21 protein-coding genes are annotated in these 18,207 nt (G+C 66.3%); 13 read left to right on the forward strand and 8 right to left on the reverse strand.

The window, feature by feature from the left end; all coding sequences use genetic code 11:
- Position 1 precedes the first annotated feature (1 nt).
- The 6 genes from KDG50_13470 to ubiG are packed head-to-tail and all read right to left on the reverse strand — an operon-like array spanning position 2 to position 4,936.
- The gene (locus tag KDG50_13470) at positions 2-934 is read right to left on the reverse strand and encodes a hypothetical protein (protein MCB1866422.1); all 933 of its coding nucleotides are present in this window, start codon (positions 932-934) and stop codon (positions 2-4) included.
- Positions 931-1,461, reverse strand: coding sequence for a metallophosphoesterase family protein (locus KDG50_13475; GenBank protein MCB1866423.1), 531 nt, complete (start codon positions 1,459-1,461; stop codon positions 931-933). Before KDG50_13475 ends, KDG50_13470 begins: the two co-directional genes overlap by 4 nt.
- Before the next feature lie 19 nt (positions 1,462-1,480).
- The gene (locus tag KDG50_13480) at positions 1,481-2,227 is read right to left on the reverse strand and encodes an SDR family NAD(P)-dependent oxidoreductase (protein MCB1866424.1); all 747 of its coding nucleotides are present in this window, start codon (positions 2,225-2,227) and stop codon (positions 1,481-1,483) included.
- The gene (rmuC, locus tag KDG50_13485; protein MCB1866425.1) at positions 2,224-3,570 is read right to left on the reverse strand and encodes a DNA recombination protein RmuC; all 1,347 of its coding nucleotides are present in this window, start codon (positions 3,568-3,570) and stop codon (positions 2,224-2,226) included. The genes KDG50_13480 and rmuC overlap by 4 nt, the downstream gene beginning before the upstream one ends.
- Complete coding sequence (locus KDG50_13490) at positions 3,561-4,196, reverse strand: HAD-IA family hydrolase (protein MCB1866426.1); 636 nt, start codon at positions 4,194-4,196, stop codon at positions 3,561-3,563. The genes rmuC and KDG50_13490 overlap by 10 nt, the downstream gene beginning before the upstream one ends.
- A gap of 26 nt (positions 4,197-4,222) precedes the next feature.
- The gene (gene ubiG, locus KDG50_13495) at positions 4,223-4,936 is read right to left on the reverse strand and encodes a bifunctional 2-polyprenyl-6-hydroxyphenol methylase/3-demethylubiquinol 3-O-methyltransferase UbiG (protein MCB1866427.1); all 714 of its coding nucleotides are present in this window, start codon (positions 4,934-4,936) and stop codon (positions 4,223-4,225) included.
- Between the two features lie 59 nt (positions 4,937-4,995).
- On the opposite strand from ubiG, the gene KDG50_13500 reads away from it, so the two are divergent.
- Positions 4,996-5,196: a hypothetical protein gene (locus KDG50_13500; GenBank protein MCB1866428.1), complete on the forward strand. Its 201-nt coding sequence runs from the start codon at positions 4,996-4,998 to the stop codon at positions 5,194-5,196.
- Between the two features lie 5 nt (positions 5,197-5,201).
- On the opposite strand, the gene KDG50_13505 is transcribed toward KDG50_13500, so the two are convergent.
- Complete coding sequence (locus KDG50_13505; GenBank protein MCB1866429.1) at positions 5,202-6,311, reverse strand: anhydro-N-acetylmuramic acid kinase; 1,110 nt, start codon at positions 6,309-6,311, stop codon at positions 5,202-5,204.
- Between the two features lie 48 nt (positions 6,312-6,359).
- Positions 6,360-7,694 carry a peptidoglycan DD-metalloendopeptidase family protein gene (locus KDG50_13510; protein MCB1866430.1) on the reverse strand — a complete coding sequence of 445 codons (1,335 nt, stop codon included), beginning with the start codon at positions 7,692-7,694 and terminating at the stop codon, positions 6,360-6,362.
- 158 nt (positions 7,695-7,852) lie between these two features.
- On the opposite strand from KDG50_13510, the gene KDG50_13515 reads away from it, so the two are divergent.
- The 12 genes from KDG50_13515 (at position 7,853) to KDG50_13570 (ending at position 18,160) form a co-directional block, all read left to right on the forward strand.
- Positions 7,853-9,046 carry a tyrosine--tRNA ligase gene (locus KDG50_13515; GenBank protein ID MCB1866431.1) on the forward strand — a complete coding sequence of 398 codons (1,194 nt, stop codon included), beginning with the start codon at positions 7,853-7,855 and terminating at the stop codon, positions 9,044-9,046.
- A complete protein-coding gene (gene gspE / locus KDG50_13520; GenBank protein ID MCB1866432.1) occupies positions 8,961-10,802 on the forward strand; it encodes a type II secretion system ATPase GspE in 1,842 nt (613 codons plus the stop codon). The genes KDG50_13515 and gspE overlap by 86 nt, the downstream gene beginning before the upstream one ends.
- A gap of 22 nt (positions 10,803-10,824) precedes the next feature.
- Positions 10,825-12,051: a type II secretion system inner membrane protein GspF gene (gene gspF, locus KDG50_13525; protein ID MCB1866433.1), complete on the forward strand. Its 1,227-nt coding sequence runs from the start codon at positions 10,825-10,827 to the stop codon at positions 12,049-12,051.
- Between the two features lie 34 nt (positions 12,052-12,085).
- Positions 12,086-12,523, forward strand: coding sequence for a type II secretion system major pseudopilin GspG (gene gspG / locus KDG50_13530; protein MCB1866434.1), 438 nt, complete (start codon positions 12,086-12,088; stop codon positions 12,521-12,523).
- 7 nt (positions 12,524-12,530) lie between these two features.
- Entirely contained in the window at positions 12,531-12,989 is a 459-nt protein-coding gene (locus KDG50_13535) for a GspH/FimT family protein (protein ID MCB1866435.1), read from the forward strand.
- Positions 12,964-13,401 (forward strand): prepilin-type N-terminal cleavage/methylation domain-containing protein, encoded by a 438-nt coding sequence (locus KDG50_13540; GenBank protein MCB1866436.1) that lies wholly within the window; start codon positions 12,964-12,966, stop codon positions 13,399-13,401. The genes KDG50_13535 and KDG50_13540 overlap by 26 nt, the downstream gene beginning before the upstream one ends.
- 137 nt (positions 13,402-13,538) lie before the next feature.
- The gene (locus tag KDG50_13545; GenBank protein MCB1866437.1) at positions 13,539-14,045 is read left to right on the forward strand and encodes a DUF2244 domain-containing protein; all 507 of its coding nucleotides are present in this window, start codon (positions 13,539-13,541) and stop codon (positions 14,043-14,045) included.
- Positions 14,046-14,120: 75 nt separating this feature from the next.
- Positions 14,121-14,906: a cytochrome c oxidase subunit II gene (gene coxB, locus KDG50_13550; protein MCB1866438.1), complete on the forward strand. Its 786-nt coding sequence runs from the start codon at positions 14,121-14,123 to the stop codon at positions 14,904-14,906.
- 23 nt (positions 14,907-14,929) lie between these two features.
- On the forward strand, positions 14,930-16,513 hold the full coding sequence (gene ctaD / locus KDG50_13555; GenBank protein ID MCB1866439.1) for a cytochrome c oxidase subunit I: 1,584 nt from the start codon (positions 14,930-14,932) through the stop codon (positions 16,511-16,513).
- Between the two features lie 68 nt (positions 16,514-16,581).
- Positions 16,582-16,698, forward strand: coding sequence for a cytochrome oxidase small assembly protein (locus KDG50_13560; GenBank protein MCB1866440.1), 117 nt, complete (start codon positions 16,582-16,584; stop codon positions 16,696-16,698).
- Positions 16,695-17,249: a cytochrome c oxidase assembly protein gene (locus tag KDG50_13565; GenBank protein MCB1866441.1), complete on the forward strand. Its 555-nt coding sequence runs from the start codon at positions 16,695-16,697 to the stop codon at positions 17,247-17,249. The genes KDG50_13560 and KDG50_13565 overlap by 4 nt, the downstream gene beginning before the upstream one ends.
- A gap of 47 nt (positions 17,250-17,296) precedes the next feature.
- On the forward strand, positions 17,297-18,160 hold the full coding sequence (locus tag KDG50_13570) for a cytochrome c oxidase subunit 3 (protein MCB1866442.1): 864 nt from the start codon (positions 17,297-17,299) through the stop codon (positions 18,158-18,160).
- Positions 18,161-18,207: the final 47 nt, after the last annotated feature.

Here is an 18,207-nt window from a genome sequence, read left to right on the forward strand (position 1 = left end):
GTCAGAACGCGTCCGCGGGCAGAAGCTCGACCGGCAGGCGATACCTGGATGCACTGCGCATGATCGCTCCGTCGATGCGCTCGCGCGCTTGGTCATCGAGTTCGTCGCGCCAGCGTTCGTCGCAGCGCACATCACCCGCGCCGCCCAGCCGCATGGCATTGCCGAGGATGTGGTGTTCCACACCGCGAAAATCGGCGGGCAGCGTGTGACGCTCGAGTCCCAGCGCATCGGTGAGCCGGTCAACGGCCGTTTGTGGCTGGCTGCAGAGCGTTTCGTAGTGCAGCACCGAGCGCCGCTCGAAACGACGGAGTACGCGCTCGATCTGCGCCTGTTCGCGCGCCCAGCGGGCGACGGACGCCTCCAGCGGCATGCCCCATTTGCGCCGCACCGATGCCGCGAACGCGCGCGGGTCGCGCACGAGATGCACGGCCGTCAGCTGCAGACGCGGGTCGCGCGCCAGGTGATTCAGTCGATGCGGCGACTTGGCGGCATCGACAAATGCCTGGGCGCCGAAATGGGCCAGGGCCGTGTCGACCAGCACGCGGTTTGCGGCCAGCGCACGGCGCAGCTCTCCACTGGTTCCGGGCAGGCGCCACAGCAGGGCGTCACGCAGCGGTTCGACCTTGCCCAGTGCCCCCGGCAGCGGCCCGGTCAGCAGGCGATTGCGCCGGCCGTCGGCACTGAGCGCAAAGCGGGTGCCGAAGTTGCGGAAGTCAAATGGCAGCTTCGCCACCGCGAACGCCGCGGCGAGTTCACGAAAAAACACGCAGTCCGGCACGCGCGCCCCGCACGAGCAGCGATAGTCCTCGCCGTCGTTCCATGACCAGCCCTCCGCCTCGCTGATCGTTGCGATCCGCGGGTGGGTATTCAGCAGGAACGCGAGCAGCGTCGAGCCCGAATATGAGGAGGCGCTGATGTAGAGGTACGGGATCACGCCCGCGCTCGCAGTGGCTCGAATCGCTTCGCCTCGATCCGCCAGGCGCGGGCGGATGCCGTGAGCACCAGACAGGATGGCCCGCCATGGGTCCGCGCGCGACCGGCCGCGCCCGGGTTCAGAATCCACGGCCGTGCATCGCGGTCGATGACCAGCCGGTGGCTGTGTCCGTAGACCACGGCACGTGCGCCCGCGTGCTTGTCGCGCAGTCTTGCGTGACGCTGCGCGACCGTGCCGGCACGGTGGCCGTGTTCAACGGCGAGTCGCCCGCCCGGCAGCTCGATGTCGGTTTCCCATGGCAGGGTCGCAAGCGCCGTGTGATCGATTGCGGGCCAGCCGCGCGGTTCGTCATTGTTGCCGCGCACCGCGATGACGTTTCCGCTGCGCGGACGGAGTTCGCGCAGCACCTCGAGCGCGCCGATGTCGCCGGCGTGGACCGCAATGTCGCAGTCAGCGACCAGCGCCGCGATGCGCGGGTCGAGCATGGCGTGGGTGTCGGAAACGATCGCCACGCGAACGGGCGGCATGGGGGTGCCTGCGTGTGGTTCAGCCAGCGGACGGGGCGAGCCGCAGACCATGACTCGCCGTGGCCGGTTCCAGCAGCTGGATGAACGCCGGTGCGATCATGGCGGGGTCGGTCGTCGCGTCGGCTGGCTCGGCCGGGAACGCCTGCAGGCGCAGGCGCGTGCGCATCGGCGGCGGCACGACGGCCGCCACGCGCACCGGCGTGTCGTTCATTTCATCGGTCAGCACCTCGCGCAGGGCGATGCGACCGGCGTTCGCTGCGGCGTAGGCGCCCCAGTACGCGCGGTGCGTGCGCGCCGGCTCGTCCTCGGTGAACACGATCGTGGCCGTATCGCGTTCGAGCAGCAGTGGCAGGCAGGCACGCACGAGCAGAAATTCCGCGGTCAGATTCAGCTGAACGGTGCGTTCCCACACGCCCGCATCGAAATGCCGCACTGGCGAGAGCATGCCGAGTTGGGCGGCACACAGCACCAGCCCGTCGAGGCGGCCGATCTGCTCGCGCACGACGGCGGCGGCACGTTCGAAATCCGCTTCGGTGGCGGTGGCCAGATCCAGCGGCAGCAATGCCGGTTCGGCGCCGTTGCCAGCCGTGATTGCGTCGTAGGTGTCTTCGAGCTTGCGCAGCACCCGCCCGACCAGGACCACGGTGGCGCCATGCGCGGCGCAGGCCAGTGCCACGGCGCGGCCGAGGCCGTCACCGGCGCCGGTGACCAGAATCGTCTGGCCGGTCAGCACATCGGCCCGTGGCTGCGAATCGTTGGTGTTCATTCGCCGTCGGCCTCGGAACCGTCGGCGGGCAGCGGGGCATCGGCAGCGGTTTCCCCACCCGGATCCAGGGTGCGCGTGCGCGCATCGATCGGCTCGGGTTCCTCGAGTTCGCGCGTCGCCTGGATGCCCATCTCCGGAAAGCGCCGCAGGCTCGGCAATACCTGCCGGTTCAGCGAACCGACCGCACGGTTGAACTGTTCGACCGAGCCGTTGAGGCTCTTGCCGAGACGACCGAGATGTTCGGTCAGGGTCGCCACGCGCTTGTAGAGTTCCTGGCCCAGATCGCGGATCTGTTCGGCGTTTTCACTGATGGCCTGCTGCTGCCAGCCGTAGGCGATCGCGCGCAGCAGCCCGATCAGGCTGGTCGGTGTGGCGAGCACGACGCGCTGCGCCATCGCGTCCTCGAGCAGGCTCGCGTCATGATCCAGCGCTGCGCTCAGGAACTGGTCGCCGGGCACGAACAGCACGACGAATTCCGGCGAGCGCTCGAACTGCGCCCAGTAACTCTTGGCGGCCAGTTCGCGCACCCGCGCGCGCATGCCGCGGGCATGCCGGGTAAGGTGCTGGGCCGTCTCTTCCGGCGGCGACTCGATCGCACTCAGATACGCGTCCAGCGGCGTTTTCGCGTCGACGATGACTTCGCGTCGGTTCGGTAGCCGGACGATCATGTCCGGACGGGACTGTCGGCCGTCGACGTTGGCAGTTTCCTGTTCCACGAAGTCACAGTGCTGCACCATGCCAGCGAGCTCGACTAGGCGTTTGAGCGTCAGCTCGCCCCAGCGCCCGCGCACCTCCGGCCGGCGCAGTGCCTGCACGAGATTGCGGGTCTCGCTCTGCAGCTCGCGCTGGGTTTCGGCCATCGCGCTCAAGTGCTGCGTCACCGCGCCGTAGGCCTGCTGGCGGGCGTTCTCGATGCGCGCGAGTTCGCGCTCGGTCTTCGAGAGCGCCTCGGCGACCGGCTTCACCAGTCCCTGCAGGGCCTGGTCACGACGCTCGAAGTCGGACTTCGCACGGGCCTGGATCTGTTCGAAGCGCTCGCCGGCCAGTTGCAGGAACAGTTCGTTGTTGACCTTCAGCGCACTGGAGGAGAGCTGCGCAAAGGCGCGCGCCAGATCCTCGCGGGTACCGCGCAACAGCGCCATTTTCTGCTGCTCGGCCTGTTCCTCGGCGGCGAGTCGCGCCTCGAGCGCGCGCTTTTCCTCGCCCAGCGCACGCAGCTCGCGCGACATGCGTTCGATGCGCCGCTGCTCGAAGATGAACACGGCCAGCGCGCCGACCAGAAGCGCGATGACCACGGCCATCCAGAAGCTCAGCAGATCGGGCTGCCAGGTCTCTACACCCATGCCAGCACCTCGTGCGGGTGATCGATGATGCCGTCCGCACCCCAGGTCTCGGGCCGGTCGTCGGGGCCGATGTAGCCGAAGCGCGCGACCAGCGTGCGCGCGCCGGCGCGCCGGCCGGCCTCGATGTCGCGCTCGGCATCGCCCACATACAGGCTCGTGTGCGGCGCACAGCCGGCCCGGGCGCAGGCGGCGAGGATCGGGTCCGGATGCGGCTTGGCCCGCGGCAGGGTGTCGCCACTGATCGCGCAGCAGGCGCGCGTGTGCAGGCCCAGTGCCACGAGCAGCGGATCGGTCAGCCGGCCGGGCTTGTTGGTGACCACGCCCCAGCCGGTGCCACGCCGTTCCAATGTTTCCAGCAATTCGGGCATGCCTTCGAACAGCGTCGATTCGGATGTGATGTCCGCGCGGTACAGATCCAGCAGTTGCAGGCGCAGGGCATCGAAGGCGGGGTCGTCGCGACCGACCCCGAGACCATGTTCGATCATTGCGCCGGCACCGTGCGAGACGTGCGGTCGCAGCGCGGCGAGCGACAGGGCCGGCTCGTCGCGGTCGGCGCGCAGCCGGTTCACGGCGCGCAGCAGGTCCGGTGCGGTGTCGACCAGCGTGCCGTCGAGGTCGAACAACACCAGCCCGATGGGTCCATTTGGGCCGCTCACGCGTCCTCGCGCCGATACCACGCGAGGTAGTTCACGTCGACGCCGGGTCCGAGCCGATAGTTTCGTGTCAGCGGGTTGTAGTGCATGCCGGTGATTTCGCGCAGCGTGAGGCCGGCCGTGCGGGACGCCTGATCGAGTTCGGACGGGCGCAGGAGTTTCGCGTAGTCGTGCGTGCCGCGGGGCAGGAGCTTCAGGACATACTCGGCGCCGACGATCGCCATCAGCCATGCCTTCGGCGTGCGGTTGATGGTCGAGAAGAACACCGATCCGCCGGGACGCACGAGCGTCGCGCAGGCGCGCACGACCGAGGCCGGGTCCGGCACGTGTTCGAGCATCTCCAGACAGGTCACCACGTCGAATCCCGCCGGCTCCGCGGCCGCGAGGGTCTCGGCGCTGGTGTGCCGATAGTCGACGCGGGTGCCGGATTCGATTGCATGCAGGCGCGCAACGGACAGCGGCGCCTCGCCCAGATCAATGCCGACGACGCTGGCGCCACGCGCGGCCATGGATTCGGCGAGAATGCCTCCGCCGCAGCCGATGTCGACGACCCGCAGGCCGTCGAGATCGACGCGTGCGTCGATGAAGTTCAGCCGCAGCGGGTTGATGTCATGCAGGGGTTTGAATTCGGAGTCCGGGTCCCACCAGCGACTGGCGAGCGCCTCGAATTTGGCGAGTTCGGCGGCGTCGGCGTTCAATGGCGTCGCGGTCATGTTCGTTTGCTGCCCCATGTCTGCATGTCAGTGTACCGGCCACGTGGGAACGCCGCGAGATGAATGCCGGCTGGGTCGCCGCCTTTGCGCTCTGGCCACTGGCGGGCGTTGTCGTGACCGCCCTGGTCAATCAGTTCTACCGGCGACGGCATGGTTGCGAACTGGTTGGTCCGCCGCCGGCGCCGATCGACATCCTGATCCGGATGTACCTGTGGCCGCTGTTGATCATCGCGGCCTGGTGGGTGCGCCGTGGCCGGTGACGCGATCAGAGTTCCAGAAGCCGGCCCGGATAGATCGCTCCGCTGATGGTGTTTTCGCTCGCGCCCGTGATCGATGCCAGCGCCAGCGGTCGTCCGGCCAGGCGCTCGCGGGCGAACCACGCGAATGCCGCAGCCTCGACCCAGTCCGGCCCGATGCCGAGCGCCAAGGTCGTGTCCACGGCGCATCCTGAACGGCTCGCGATGCGTTCGAGCACGAAGCGGTTGTGCGCACCGCCGCCACAGGCATGGATCGTCTGCGCCGGCGCGCAGGCACGCGCGACCGTAATGGCGGTCAGTTCCGCCAGCGTGCGCTGGATGTCGGCCGGCGGCAGTTCCAGCCCGGCCGTGCGTGCATTGAGCCAGCCGCGACTGAACAGTTCCGGACCCGTGCTTTTCGGCGCGCGCCGCGCGAAGTAGGGCTCGTCGAGCAGCCGTGCCAGCAGTTCCTCGCTGAGCCGGCCGCTGGCCGCCCACGCGCCCTGGTCGTCATAGGCGAGCCCGGCGTGGTGGGCGCGAAACCAGAGGTCCAGCAGCGTGTTGGCGGGGCCGCAGTCCGAACCCGTCGGCAGGGTGTTTTCGCCGATCGGCAGCAGCGTGACGTTCGCGATGCCGCCCAGATTCACGATGGCGCGTGACTGCGAGCGGTGCGCGAACATGCGCTGGTGGAAGGCCGGCGCGAACGGCGCGCCCTGGCCGCCGGCGGCCATGTCGCGGCGACGGAAGTCGGCGACCACCGTGATGCCGGTGCGCTGCGCGAGGCGATGCGGATCGCCGATCTGGAGCGTGAATGGTCGCGCGCCGTCCGGGCGGTGGCGAACGGTCTGGCCGTGGCTGCCGATGGCGGCAATCCGGCGCGGTTCGATTCGCAGCGCTGCGAGCAGCCCCAGCGCGGCCGCGGCGAGTTCCTCGCCGAGCCAGTGATCGGTCGCGCCGAGCAGGTCGAGTCCGTCCTCGCCTGGCTGTTGCAGCCGACGGATGTCGGCCTGCAATTCGGGCGGCAGCGCATGGCTGTGGGTCCCGACCAGCGCGGGCCGAGTGCCGGCGCAGTCGAGCAGCGCGCAGTCGATCGCGTCGACGCTGGTGCCGGTGATCAGGCCGAGGAAGAGGTCGGACATGGGGTGGCGCGAGTAGCGGAGCAGTACCCCGGGCGGCGCGCAGACGGACTAGGGCGCGGCGCTCGCGAACAGGGTGCGGCCGAGCAGATCGAGCTGGGCCAGCAGCGGTGCGGACTCGGCCTCGAACGCCTCGCGGTATTCCGGCGCGATCGGCTCGGCGCTCGGCAGTTTCACGCGCTGCGGATTGACGTGACTGCCGTTGACGCGGAACTCGTAATGCAGGTGTGGCCCGGTGGCGAGCCCGGATTGGCCGACATGGCCGATGATCTGACCCTGGCGGACCCGCTCGCCTTTAGCTGAACCCTTGCCGTAACGCGACAGGTGCGCATACAGCGTCGAGCGGCCGTTCGCATGCTTGATCTCGACCGTGCGACCGTAACCGCCCTTGGTGCCGCGGAACTCGATCGTGCCATCGCCCGCGGCGCGCACCGGGGTGCCGGTTGCGGCCGCGTAGTCGACGCCCTTGTGCGCACGGATCTTGTTGAGGATCGGATGCTTGCGCCCGAGGCTGAAGCCCGAGGTGATGCGCACGATGTCGATCGGGTTGCGCAGGAAGGCCTTCTGCATGCGCTTGCCGTCGGGCTGGTAGTAGCTGCTGCGTCCGCGTGAGTCGGTAAAGCGCAGGGCGCGCAGGACGCGGCCCTGATTGACGAACTCCGCGGCGATCAGGTCGCCTTCGCGCAGCCGTTCGCCGTCCATGTAGAGTTCGTCGTAGACGACCGTGAAGGTGTCGCCGGCGCGCAGCTCCTGCGCGAAGTCGATATCCCAGCCGAACACATCGGCGAGCTGCATGATCAGGCCGTCGCTGAGTCCCGCGCGCTGGCCGGCGTCGAACAGCGAGGAGTCGATGGTCTCGGACACCCAGGTCCGGCGGCGCTCCACGTCCTGCTCGATGCGCTCGAAGCGCCAGCCGTCGTCGGCACGCTGGGCGGCGAGCGTGATGATCGGATCCGGGAGGACTTCCAGACGCTCCAGCCGGCCGTCCTCGACCGTCCCCAGCCGCACGGTCTGGCCCGGGTGCAGATTGGCCATCTCGCGGGTTTCGCGGCCCAGTTCCATGATCTCGTGCAGGGTCCGGGCGCTGACCCCGGCGCGCTGGAACAATGCGGCAAGGTTGTCACCGCTGGCGACCGTGAATTCGGTCCATTGCCGGGCATCGGCAACCGGGGCGGGATCGCCGGGCGCGGCGCTGCTGGTGGCCGGCGGCAGTTGCAGCGGGATGACGATGCGCCCGGTTGCCGGGGCCGTTGTGCCGGAGTCGTCGCCGCCGATCAGATACCAGCCGGCCGCACCGAGGGCCACGACCACAACCAGCGCGGCGATCAGGCCGCCGCGTGAGCGCTTGGGGGGTGTCGGGTCCAGTCGGGCGCTGTAGTCTCGCATGATCAGATCGTCGCAAGCTGCTGGACGAAAAAGGTTTTTACGACCGCGGCCGTTCTGGGCGGGCACGGTACCTGATTCGCCCGCGCACCCGCAAGCGGCATGACGGCGTGGCCGCGTTGCGGTAGAGTCGCTGCGCCCGCGCACGACCCCGGCGATCCATGTCCACAATCGAAACCCAGCTTGAAGCGATCCGCCGTGGCGCGGACGAAATTCTGCCCGAGTCGGACCTCGTCGAACGCCTGAAGGCGGGTCGGCCGCTGCGCATCAAGGCGGGTTTCGACCCGACCGCGCCGGATCTGCATCTCGGCCACACCGTGCTGATCAACAAGCTGCGCCAGTTCCAGGATCTCGGTCACGAGGTGCTGTTCCTGATCGGCGACTTCACCGGCATGATCGGCGACCCGACCGGCAAGAACGTGACGCGCAGGCCGCTGACCCGCGGGGAGGTCGCGCAGAACGCCGAGACCTACAAGGCGCAGGTGTTCAGGATTCTCGACCCCGCGCGTACCGAGGTCCTGTTCAATTCGAGCTGGCTCGACGAACTCGGCGCGGCGGGCCTGATCCAGCTGGCCGGCAAGTACACCGTTGCCCGCATGCTCGAGCGCGACGACTTCTCCAAGCGCTATCGCGCCGAGCAGCCGATCGCGATTCACGAGTTCCTTTATCCGCTCGTGCAGGGCTATGACTCGGTCGCGATGCGCGCGGATGTCGAACTCGGCGGCACCGACCAGAAGTTCAATCTTTTGATGGGCCGACATCTGCAGGAGGCCGCCGGTCAGCCGCCGCAGATCATCCTGACGATGCCGATCCTCGAGGGCCTGGACGGCGTGCAGAAGATGTCCAAATCGCTGGGCAACTACATCGGCATCAGCGATCCGGCCGAGGAGATGTTCGGCAAGCTGATGTCAATCTCCGACGAGTTGATGTGGCGTTATTTCGAGCTGCTGAGCTTCCGTCCGCTCGGCGAGATCGCCGGTCTGCGCCAGGGCATTGCCGAAGGGCGCAACCCGCGCGACGTGAAGTTCGAACTCGGCGTCGAACTCGTCGACCGCTTTCACGGTGCCGGTGCCGGCAACGCGGCACGCGATGCATTCATTGCACGCTTTCGCGAGGGCGCGATGCCCGACGACATCGAGCGCATGGAGTTCAACGAATCCGATCTGCCGATCGCGAATCTGCTGCAGCGCGCGGGGCTTGTCGCGAGCACCTCGGAGGCGCTGCGCATGATTCGCCAGGGGGCGGTGCGCATCGACGGCGAGCGCGTCGATGACCCTCAGCTCAGGCTCGCGCGCGGCAGCGAGCACGTCTATCAGGTCGGCAAGCGCCGTTTCGCGCGCGTTGCGCTACGCTGAACGTCAGAACGAGGCCGAGGTCGGAGGGCGTGTGAGAACGGAACCCGTACTCGAAACAGGCGAACTGCGGCGCCCGATCTGCGCGCGACTGGTCGAGGCCGGCAAGCTGTCGTCGTCGGATCTGGGCAAGGCCGAGCGGTTGCATGCCGAGACCGGCGAGGCGCTCTCGCGCATTCTGCAGAAGCTCGGCCTGGTCGCCGAGCGCGATCTCGCCGAGGCGGCCGCGGCCGAAATCGGCTCCCCAGTACTGCGCGCGGCGGACTACCCGGCCGAGCCGCTGGACGATATCGAAGTATCGCCGGCCTTTCTGCGCGAGGCCCGTGCGCTGCCGATCGGCGAAACCGACAACGCACTGGTCGTGGCGCTCGCGGATCCCTCGGACCATTACACGGTCCGCGCACTGGAACTCGCGCTCGGGCGACCCGTTGCCCTGCGCGTGGGGCTGGCCTCGGACATCGAATCCGCCTTCGAGCGGCTGTATGGCGGCGGCCGCAGCGCGATGGGCCAGATCGTCGAGTCGATCGGCAGCGGCGAAGACGGCGACGGCGACGATGACATCGCGCATCTGCGCGACATGGCGAGCGAGGCGCCGGTCATCCGGCTCGTGAACCTGACGCTGACGCGGGCCGTGGACTCGCGCGCGTCCGACATTCACATCGAACCGTTCGAAAACCGGCTGCGCGTGCGCTATCGCATCGATGGCGTGATGCGCGAGGTCGAGTCGCCGCCGGTCCGACTTGCGTCGGCCGTGATCTCGCGTGTGAAACTCATGGCGAAACTCAACATTGCCGAGCGGCGTCTGCCGCAGGACGGCCGCATTCAGGTGCGTGTGCAGGGCAAGGAGATCGACCTGCGTGTCTCGACCGTACCGACGCTGTACGGCGAAAGCGTCGTGATGCGCATCCTCGACCGCGGCAGCGTGGTGCTGGATTTCGCTTCGGCCGGCTTTCGTCCGCTGACCGAAAAACGCTTTCGCGCGGCGCTGAATCTGCCCCACGGCATCATCATCGCGACCGGACCGACCGGTTCGGGCAAGACCACGACACTGTATACGGCACTGCAAACGCTCAATACGCCGGACCGCAAGATTCTGACCGTCGAAGACCCGGTCGAATATCAGCTCGAAGGGATCAACCAGATTCAGGTCAAACCGCAGATCAACCTCACGTTTGCAAACGCGCTGCGGTCCATCGTTCGCCAGGACCCGGACGTGATCATGATCGGCGAGATGCGCGACCGGGAGACCGCGGGCATTGCCGTGCAGTCGGCACTGACCGGCCACCTCGTGCTGTCGACCCTGCATACGAATGACGCCGCAAGCGGCATCACGCGCCTGCTCGACATGGGGGTCGAAGACTACCTGCTGACCTCGACCATCACAGGCATGCTGGCACAACGCCTGGTGCGGCGCCTGTGCATGCAATGTCGTGAACCGTATCGGCCGCTGCCCGAAGTGCTCAAGGAGATGGGCATTCATCGTGTTGCGCCGGATGTCCACGATCCGGTGCTCTACCACGCGCGCGGTTGCGATGCCTGCAACCAGATCGGCTATCAGGGCCGCAGCGCGATCATGGAATTCCTGCCCATGAGTGACGCGATCCGGCGGCTGGTCATTCAGCGCGCCGGCGCCGGCGACATCGAAGGGCAGGCACGCAGTGAAGGCATGCTGACGATGTATGAAGACGGTCTGCTCAAGGCCCTCGACGGACTGACCACCGTCGAAGAAGTCCTGCGCGTGACGCAGGCCACGGGCTGAGCGGCCGCGCCAGCAGCAGTTCGTGCCGAACTTCCGCTACAAGGCCGCGACCGCGGGTGGTGAAACCGTAGACGGCGAGATCGATGCCGACTCGCGTGCGCGTGCGGTCGCACAGTTGCAGTCGCAGGGCTACATCCCGATCCGTATCGACGAAGTCCGCGCGCAGTCCACCAGCGGACGTCTGCTGTCGCTGCGGCTCGGCGAGGGTGGTCGGCGGGTGTCGGCGAAGGAAATCACGCTCATCACCAGCGAACTCGCAACGCTGTTGCGCGCCGGTCTGCCGCTGGATCGTGCGCTGACGATCCTCATCGAGATCAGCGACACGCCGCGTGTCGTCGAACTGCTCCAGCGCATTCAGAAACAGGTGCGCGGCGGCACTGGACTCGCCGATGCCCTCGAGGCACAGAGCGGCGTGTTTTCGCGGCTCTATGTGAGCATGGTGCGCGCCGGCGAGGCCGGCGGTGCGCTGGAGACCATTCTCGACCGGCTGTCGAAATATCTCGAACGCGCCCGCGAGCTGCGCGCGACGGTGACCAATGCGCTGATCTACCCGACGATTCTTGCGGTCGTCGCGGGGCTGTCGGTCGTGTTTCTGCTGACCTTCGTCGTGCCGAAGTTCGAACAGCTGTTTCAGGACGCGGGCAAGGCCCTGCCGTTTGCGACCGAGATTGTGATCGCCGCGGGCCGGATCCTGCGGGAATGGTGGTGGGCGCTGCTGCTCGCGATCGTACTGGGCTGGGCGGCGTTGCGCACGCAGCTCGCAAATCCGGAATTCCGGCGCAGTTGGGACGCGTTCTGGCTCAGGCGCTGGGTGATTGGCGACCTCATCCGCAAGGTCGAGACCGCGCGCTTCGCCAGGACGCTCGCAACGCTGCTGAACAACGGCGTGCCTTTGCTGTCTGCGCTTGAGATCGTGCGCGAGACCATCGGCAACCGCGTGCTGGTCGTCGCAATCGCCGACATCACCAAGGGGTTGCGCGAAGGCCAGCGCATCGCCGATCCGCTGCTTGCGACCGGACTGTTTCCGCCGCTGGCGATCCAGATGCTGAAGGTCGGCGAGGAGACCGGGCAGATGGAAGGCATGCTCGAACAGGTCGCCGAAACGTATGATGTCGAGGTTCGCAACGCCGTAACGCGGGCCGTTGCGCTGCTCGAGCCCGTGATCATCATCGTGCTCGGACTGCTGGTGCTCGGCATCATCGTCTCGATCATGGTGGCGATCCTGAGCATCAACGACTTGGCTTTTTGAACCGCGTAGCGGCGGAACGAACCGGAGATCTGTCATGCAACATCGATCCTGCAATGCGCCACGCCGGGCGCGCGGTTTCACGCTCATCGAGTTGATGGTGGTCATTGCCATCCTCGCGCTGCTCGCCGGGCTGGTCGGTCCGGCCGTCATGAAGAAGCTCGGCAAGGCCGAATCCGATGCGGCGCGCCTGCAGATCGAGGATCTGGCCGCCTCGCTGGATCTGTACCGACTGGAGAACGGGCGTTATCCGACGACCGCGCAGGGTCTGGGCGCGCTGATCGAGGCGCCGGGCGATGCGCCGAACTGGAACGGGCCGTACCTGCGCAAACAGAAGGTGCCGAACGATCCCTGGGGTCGTGAGTATCAGTACCGCTCGCCGAGCGACCACGGCGACTACGAGATCGTCTCGCTCGGTTCGGACGGCAACGAAGGCGGCGACGGCGACGCGCGCGATATCCGCAGCTGGGAGTAGCGCCGCCATGGCCGGGCGCCGGACGCCGGCGGGCGGGTTCACAATCCTCGAACTCGTGGTCGTGCTGGCCGTGCTGGCTCTGGTCGTGGCGCTCGCGGCACCGCGCTTCGCCCGCGGCATCCAGGCCGCGGCGCTCGATTCCACGGCCCGCGAGCTGCTCGCGGGGCTCAAATACACCCGCAGCCACGCCGTGTCCGAGCACGACGAGGCGGTCTTCTATCTGAACCTCGAGGACCGCTGGTTCCGTCTGCCCGGTTCGGATCGGCGCCACGGTGTTCCGGAGAATCTGGATATGGAACTCGTCACCGTCGAATCCGAACGCGACGGCGAGGTCGGCGGCGCGATCCGCTTCTTTCCCGACGGCAGTTCGACCGGCGGACGGGTGTCACTCGTCGTCGGCGAGCGCAAGCGTCATGTGGACGTGGACTGGATGGGCGGCCGTGTGCGGATCCTCGACGAGTCCTGAGCGCTCGCTGCGCGGCGCGCGCGAGGGCGGATTCACGCTGCTCGAGGTGGTCGTCGCGTTCGCGGTCGCGGCCCTTTCGATCGGCATCATCTACCAGATCTACGCCAGCGGGCTGCGCGCCACCGCGATGGCCGAAGAGTACACCCGCGCCGCCATGCTGGCCGAGGCCGCACTGGCGCAGACGGGCATCGAGGAGCCGCTCGTCGAGGGCGATCTGGAGCTGGAGTCTCCCGATGAGGCCTTTCGGCTGGAGCGGAGTATCGAGGCGGTCGAGATCGAGGAACCCGACGGACTCGCCGGCGTGGAGCTGCAGCAGATGTATCGCGTCGTAGTGACCGCCCGCTGGGAGGCCGGCGGCAAACCGCGCGAGGTGCGGCTCGAGACACTCCGGCTCGCGAACGTCGAGCCGTAGCGCCGGTGTTCAGACCGATCCGGTCCGTGCCGAAAGGGCCGCGGGTACGCTGGTCCGCAGGCAGCAGCGACCGGCTTGCGTGGTATTTCAGCTTTCCGTAATATTCCCGGTTTCGTTGTGTCTGGGCGAACGCGTCGATGGTGCTCAGCGATCCAGAGGCCGGCGACGGCTTTGCCCGGGTCATTTCGCGCCCGAACTGTTCGCTGAACTGGCGTCAGACCATGCGGTTCTACGCGTGGATGTGCGTGGTGTCGATCGGCATCGCGCTGGTCTTCGCGGTCCAGGGGATATGGATGATCCTGCCGTTCGCCGGCGCGGAACTGCTGGCGCTCGGTGTGGCGCTGTACTGGGTGGCCTGTCGCACCCACGAGTGCGAGGTCGTCAGCGTCGGGCCGCAGAGCATCGTCGTCGAGCGCGGGCGCACGGCGCCACGGGTGCACCTGGAATTTCCGCGGGCCTGGACCCGGCTGGAACTCGAGCCGCGGGTCAATGCGTCGCGCTCGCATCGCCTGCTGCTGCGGGCGTCGGGACGCAGCACCGAACTCGGCGCGTTTCTGACCAACGCCGAGCGTGAGGAACTTGCCGGCGTGCTGCGAACTGCGATGTTGCGACCGGCACTGCGTGATGGCGCGCAACGAACATAAAGACGAATGATTCCTGAAATTGGGAGACCCAAGGCCGTGATTTCGAGCAAAATCGTATTGCGCACGCTGGTCGCCATGGCGCTGACCATGGTCGGCACGGCGCGTGCCGAATGGGCGCTGAATCTGCCGAAAGGCGTGACGCAGATCAGCCACGAGGTCTACGACCTGCACATGATCGTGATGTGGATCTGTGTGGTGATCGGCATCGGCGTGTTCGGCGTGATGTTTTACAGCATTGCCAAGCACCGCAAGTCCAAGGGCGTGGTTCCGGCGCACTTCCACGAGAGCACGGCGGTCGAGGTGGCCTGGACCGTGATCCCGTTCGTGATCCTGATTGCGATTGCCATCCCCGCGACCAAGACCCTGGTCAACCTCTACAACAGCGATGACGCCGACATGACCATCAAGGTCACCGGCTACCAGTGGAAGTGGCATTACGAATACCTCGATGGCAACGTGGCCTTCTACAGCCAGCTCGACAGCGCGAGCAATGCCGCACGCCAGCTGGGTTCGGGCATCGACCCGAAAACGGTTGAAAACTACCTGCTGAATGTCGACAAGCCGCTGGTCATCCCGGCCGGCAAGAAAGTGCGTTTCCTGGTCACCGCGAATGACGTGATCCACGCCTGGTGGGTGCCTGCGATCGGCTGGAAGATCGACGCGGTTCCAGGCTTCGTCAACGAGATGTGGACGAAGGTCGACCAGCCCGGCACCTATCGCGGCCAGTGCGCTGAACTCTGCGGCAAGGATCACGGCTTCATGCCGGTCGTCGTGGAGGTCAAACCCGAGGCTGAATACCACACTTGGCTGGCCGCCCAGCAGGGCGAGGGCGCGAACACCCGCGTCGCCGTTGCCAACTGATTACGAGACTGGAGAACCGAACGATGAGCACTGCGACTGCAACGCACGACGACGCGCATCATGATCACGGCCCGGCCTCGGGGCTGTGGCGCTGGGTCACGACGACCAACCACAAGGACATCGGTACGCTGTACCTGATCTTCGCCATGGTGATGTTCTTCATCGGTGGCGCGATGGCGATGGTGATCCGCGCCGAGCTGTTCCAGCCCGGACTGCAGGTCGTCGATCCGCATTTCTTCAACCAGATGACCACGCTGCATGCGCTGGTCATGATCTTCGGCGTGGTCATGCCGGGTTTCACCGGGCTTGCCAACTGGCAGATTCCGATGATGATCGGCGCGCCGGACATGGCGCTGCCGCGCATGAACAACTGGAGCTTCTGGCTGCTGCCGTTTGCGTTCAGCCTGCTGCTGCTGACGCTGTTCATGAATGGCGGTGGGCCGGCTGCCGGCTGGACTATGTACCCGCCGCTGGTGCTGCAGGGTGGTGACGGATTCCCCTTCATGGTGTTCGCGATTCACCTGGCCGGCATGTCGTCGATTATGGGTGCGATCAACATCATCGTCACGATCCTGAACATGCGCGCGCCCGGCATGTCGCTGATGAAGATGCCGCTTTTCGTCTGGGCCTGGCTGATTACCGCCTACCTGCTGATCGCGGTGATGCCGGTACTGGCCGGTGCCGTGACGATGCTCCTGACCGACCGCTTCTTCGAGACCAGCTTCTTCACGGCCGGCGGTGGCGGTGACCCGGTGATGTTCCAGCACATCTTCTGGTTCTTCGGGCATCCCGAGGTCTACATCCTGATTCTGCCGGCGTTCGGCGTGGTCTCGCAGATCATCCCGACGTTCGCGCGCAAGACGCTGTTCGGCTACAGCTCCATGGTCTACGCCATGGCATCGATCGCGTTCCTGTCGTTCATCGTCTGGGCGCACCACATGTTCACGGTCGGCATGCCGCTGATCGGCGAGCTGTTCTTCATGTATGCGACGGTGCTGATCGCCGTGCCGACCGGTGTGAAGGTGTTCAACTGGGTCGCGACCATGTGGAAAGGCGCGATGACCTTCGAGACCCCGATGCTGTTCGCGCTCGGTTTCGTGGTGCTGTTCACGATCGGCGGTTTCTCCGGGCTCATGCTCGGCGTGGCGCCGGTGGACTTCCAGTACCACGACACCTATTTCGTCGTGGCTCACTTCCACTATGTGCTGGTGTCCGGCGCCATCTTCTCTCTCATCGCCGCGACGTATTACTGGCTGCCGAAGTGGACCGGCAACATGTACGACGAAAAGCTCGGCAAGATCCACTTCTGGTTGTCGATGATTTCAATGAACGTGCTGTTCTTCCCGCAGCACTTCCTTGGTCTCGCCGGCATGCCGCGCCGCATTCCGGACTATGCCGTGCAGTTCACCGAGTGGAACGTGATCTCGTCGATCGGTGGTTTCGCCTTCGGTCTCAGCCAGCTGCTGTTCCTTTGGATCGTCATCAAGGCGATCCGCGGCGGTACGAAAGCGACCGGCCAGGTCTGGGATGGGGCGCATGGTCTGGAGTGGACGCTCCCGTCGCCGCCGCCCTACCACAGCTTCACGGAAGCCCCCGAGGTCAAGTAACCCGTTCGGCCCGTACGCCCCTTTCCGGGGCGTGCGGCGCGGTTAGCTAAAGCGACATGCAACTGACGATGAAAGACCCAGCCGATCCGGCACTGCGTCGATCCAATGTGCGGCTCGCCATCATTCTGGCTGCGGTCGCGCTTGTGGTGTTTGTCGGCTTCATCGCGTACACGGGGACGGCGTGAGCGACAACGAGCTCAAGCGTCGTAACCGTCGGCTGGTCACCCGCAGCTGGGCGGTGGTCGTGCTGAGTTTCGCGTTCGGATTCGCGCTGATTCCGCTCTACGACGTGATCTGCGAAGTCACGGGACTGAACGGCAAGTCGGCGACCCTGCAGGCCGCGCAGCTGCCACCGAGCTTCGAGCCGGACCCGAGCCGCACGATCACGGTCGAATTCGCCGGCTCGCTGAACGAGTACATGCCGTGGGAGTTCCGCCCGACGCACACGACCATGCAGGTGCATCCGGGCGAGATCTACGACGCCGCGTTCATCGCGCGCAATCGCACGGACCGCGCGATGGTCGGTCAGGCGACGCCGAGCGTGGCGCCTTCCGAGGCCGCGACCTATTTCGTGAAGACGGAGTGTTTCTGCTTCACGAACCAGCCGCTCGCGGCCGGCGAGGAAAAGACCATGCCGCTGCGCTTTGTGATCGACCCGCGGCTGCCGAAGAACGTCAAGCGACTGACCCTGCATTACACATTTTTCGACATGACCGACAAGGCCACGAAAGGCTGAGTGGGTCGACTACATGACAAACTGATTTTCAGGTGAGGATCTGAGAGATGGCACATCACGATACCGGACACTATTACGTGCCCCACGGCAGTCACTGGCCGATCCTGGGCTCAATTGGACTGACCGCGCTTGTTTCGGGCGCGGCCATCCTGATGAATGGCTATGGCAGTGGCCCGGTTGTGCTGGGCGTTGGCGCCGTCATCGTACTGATCATGCTGTTTGGCTGGTTCGGCACGGTGATCCGCGAAAGCGAAGGCGGCATCTACAACATGCACGTGGACCGTTCGTTCCGCATGGGCATGGGCTGGTTCATTTTCTCCGAAGTCATGTTCTTCGCGGCATTTTTCGGCGCGCTGTTTTACGCGCGCGTATTGTCTGTGCCGTGGCTGGGCGGCGATGATGCAGTCACCCATCAGACCCTGTGGGGCGCCTTCCAGGCCATGTGGCCGACCAACGGTCCGGCGAACATCGGCGGCACCTTCGAGCCGATGGGGGCGTGGGGCCTTCCGGCGCTCAACACGCTGATCCTGTTGACCTCTGGCGTTACCGTGACTTGGGCGCATCATGCGCTGAAGGCCGACAAGCGCGGTCAGCTCGTGCTGGGTCTGCTGGCCACGGTTGCGCTGGGCTTCCTGTTCGTTGCCTTGCAGGCGTTTGAATACCACCACGCCTACAGCGAACTCGGCCTGACGCTGGGCAGCGGTATCTACGGTTCGACGTTCTTCATGCTGACCGGTTTCCACGGCATGCATGTGACCATCGGCGCGATCATCCTGACGGTCGTGCTGCTGCGCGCGATGCGCGGCCATTTCACGCCGGATCGGCACTTCGCGTTCGAAGCCGCGGCGTGGTACTGGCACTTCGTCGACGTCGTCTGGCTCGGTCTGTTCATCTTCGTTTACTGGCTGTAACACAGACCAACGAACCGGGGCATGCGCCGAGCGGTGCATGCCCCGGT

Source organism: Chromatiales bacterium (genome assembly GCA_020445605.1).
Classification (GTDB): domain Bacteria; phylum Pseudomonadota; class Gammaproteobacteria; order JAGRGH01; family JAGRGH01; genus JAGRGH01.

What these genes read in the sequence shown, in the direction of transcription:
- KDG50_13475 (MCB1866423.1), bottom strand. Translation starts at nt 1,461, where the DNA reads ATGCCGCCCGTTCGCGTGGCGATCGTTTCCGACACCCACGCCATGCTC.
- KDG50_13480 (MCB1866424.1), bottom strand. Translation starts at nt 2,227, where the DNA reads ATGAACACCAACGATTCGCAGCCACGGGCCGATGTGCTGACCGGCCAG.
- rmuC (MCB1866425.1), bottom strand. Translation starts at nt 3,570, where the DNA reads ATGGGTGTAGAGACCTGGCAGCCCGATCTGCTGAGCTTCTGGATGGCC.
- ubiG (MCB1866427.1), bottom strand. Translation starts at nt 4,936, where the DNA reads ATGACCGCGACGCCATTGAACGCCGACGCCGCCGAACTCGCCAAATTC.
- KDG50_13500 (MCB1866428.1), top strand. Translation starts at nt 4,996, where the DNA reads ATGAATGCCGGCTGGGTCGCCGCCTTTGCGCTCTGGCCACTGGCGGGC.
- KDG50_13505 (MCB1866429.1), bottom strand. Translation starts at nt 6,311, where the DNA reads ATGTCCGACCTCTTCCTCGGCCTGATCACCGGCACCAGCGTCGACGCG.
- KDG50_13510 (MCB1866430.1), bottom strand. Translation starts at nt 7,694, where the DNA reads ATGCGAGACTACAGCGCCCGACTGGACCCGACACCCCCCAAGCGCTCA.
- KDG50_13515 (MCB1866431.1), top strand. Translation starts at nt 7,853, where the DNA reads ATGTCCACAATCGAAACCCAGCTTGAAGCGATCCGCCGTGGCGCGGAC.
- gspE (MCB1866432.1), top strand. Translation starts at nt 8,961, where the DNA reads ATGACCCTCAGCTCAGGCTCGCGCGCGGCAGCGAGCACGTCTATCAGG.
- gspG (MCB1866434.1), top strand. Translation starts at nt 12,086, where the DNA reads ATGCAACATCGATCCTGCAATGCGCCACGCCGGGCGCGCGGTTTCACG.
- KDG50_13535 (MCB1866435.1), top strand. Translation starts at nt 12,531, where the DNA reads ATGGCCGGGCGCCGGACGCCGGCGGGCGGGTTCACAATCCTCGAACTC.
- KDG50_13545 (MCB1866437.1), top strand. Translation starts at nt 13,539, where the DNA reads ATGGTGCTCAGCGATCCAGAGGCCGGCGACGGCTTTGCCCGGGTCATT.
- coxB (MCB1866438.1), top strand. Translation starts at nt 14,121, where the DNA reads ATGGCGCTGACCATGGTCGGCACGGCGCGTGCCGAATGGGCGCTGAAT.
- ctaD (MCB1866439.1), top strand. Translation starts at nt 14,930, where the DNA reads ATGAGCACTGCGACTGCAACGCACGACGACGCGCATCATGATCACGGC.
- KDG50_13560 (MCB1866440.1), top strand. Translation starts at nt 16,582, where the DNA reads ATGAAAGACCCAGCCGATCCGGCACTGCGTCGATCCAATGTGCGGCTC.
- KDG50_13570 (MCB1866442.1), top strand. Translation starts at nt 17,297, where the DNA reads ATGGCACATCACGATACCGGACACTATTACGTGCCCCACGGCAGTCAC.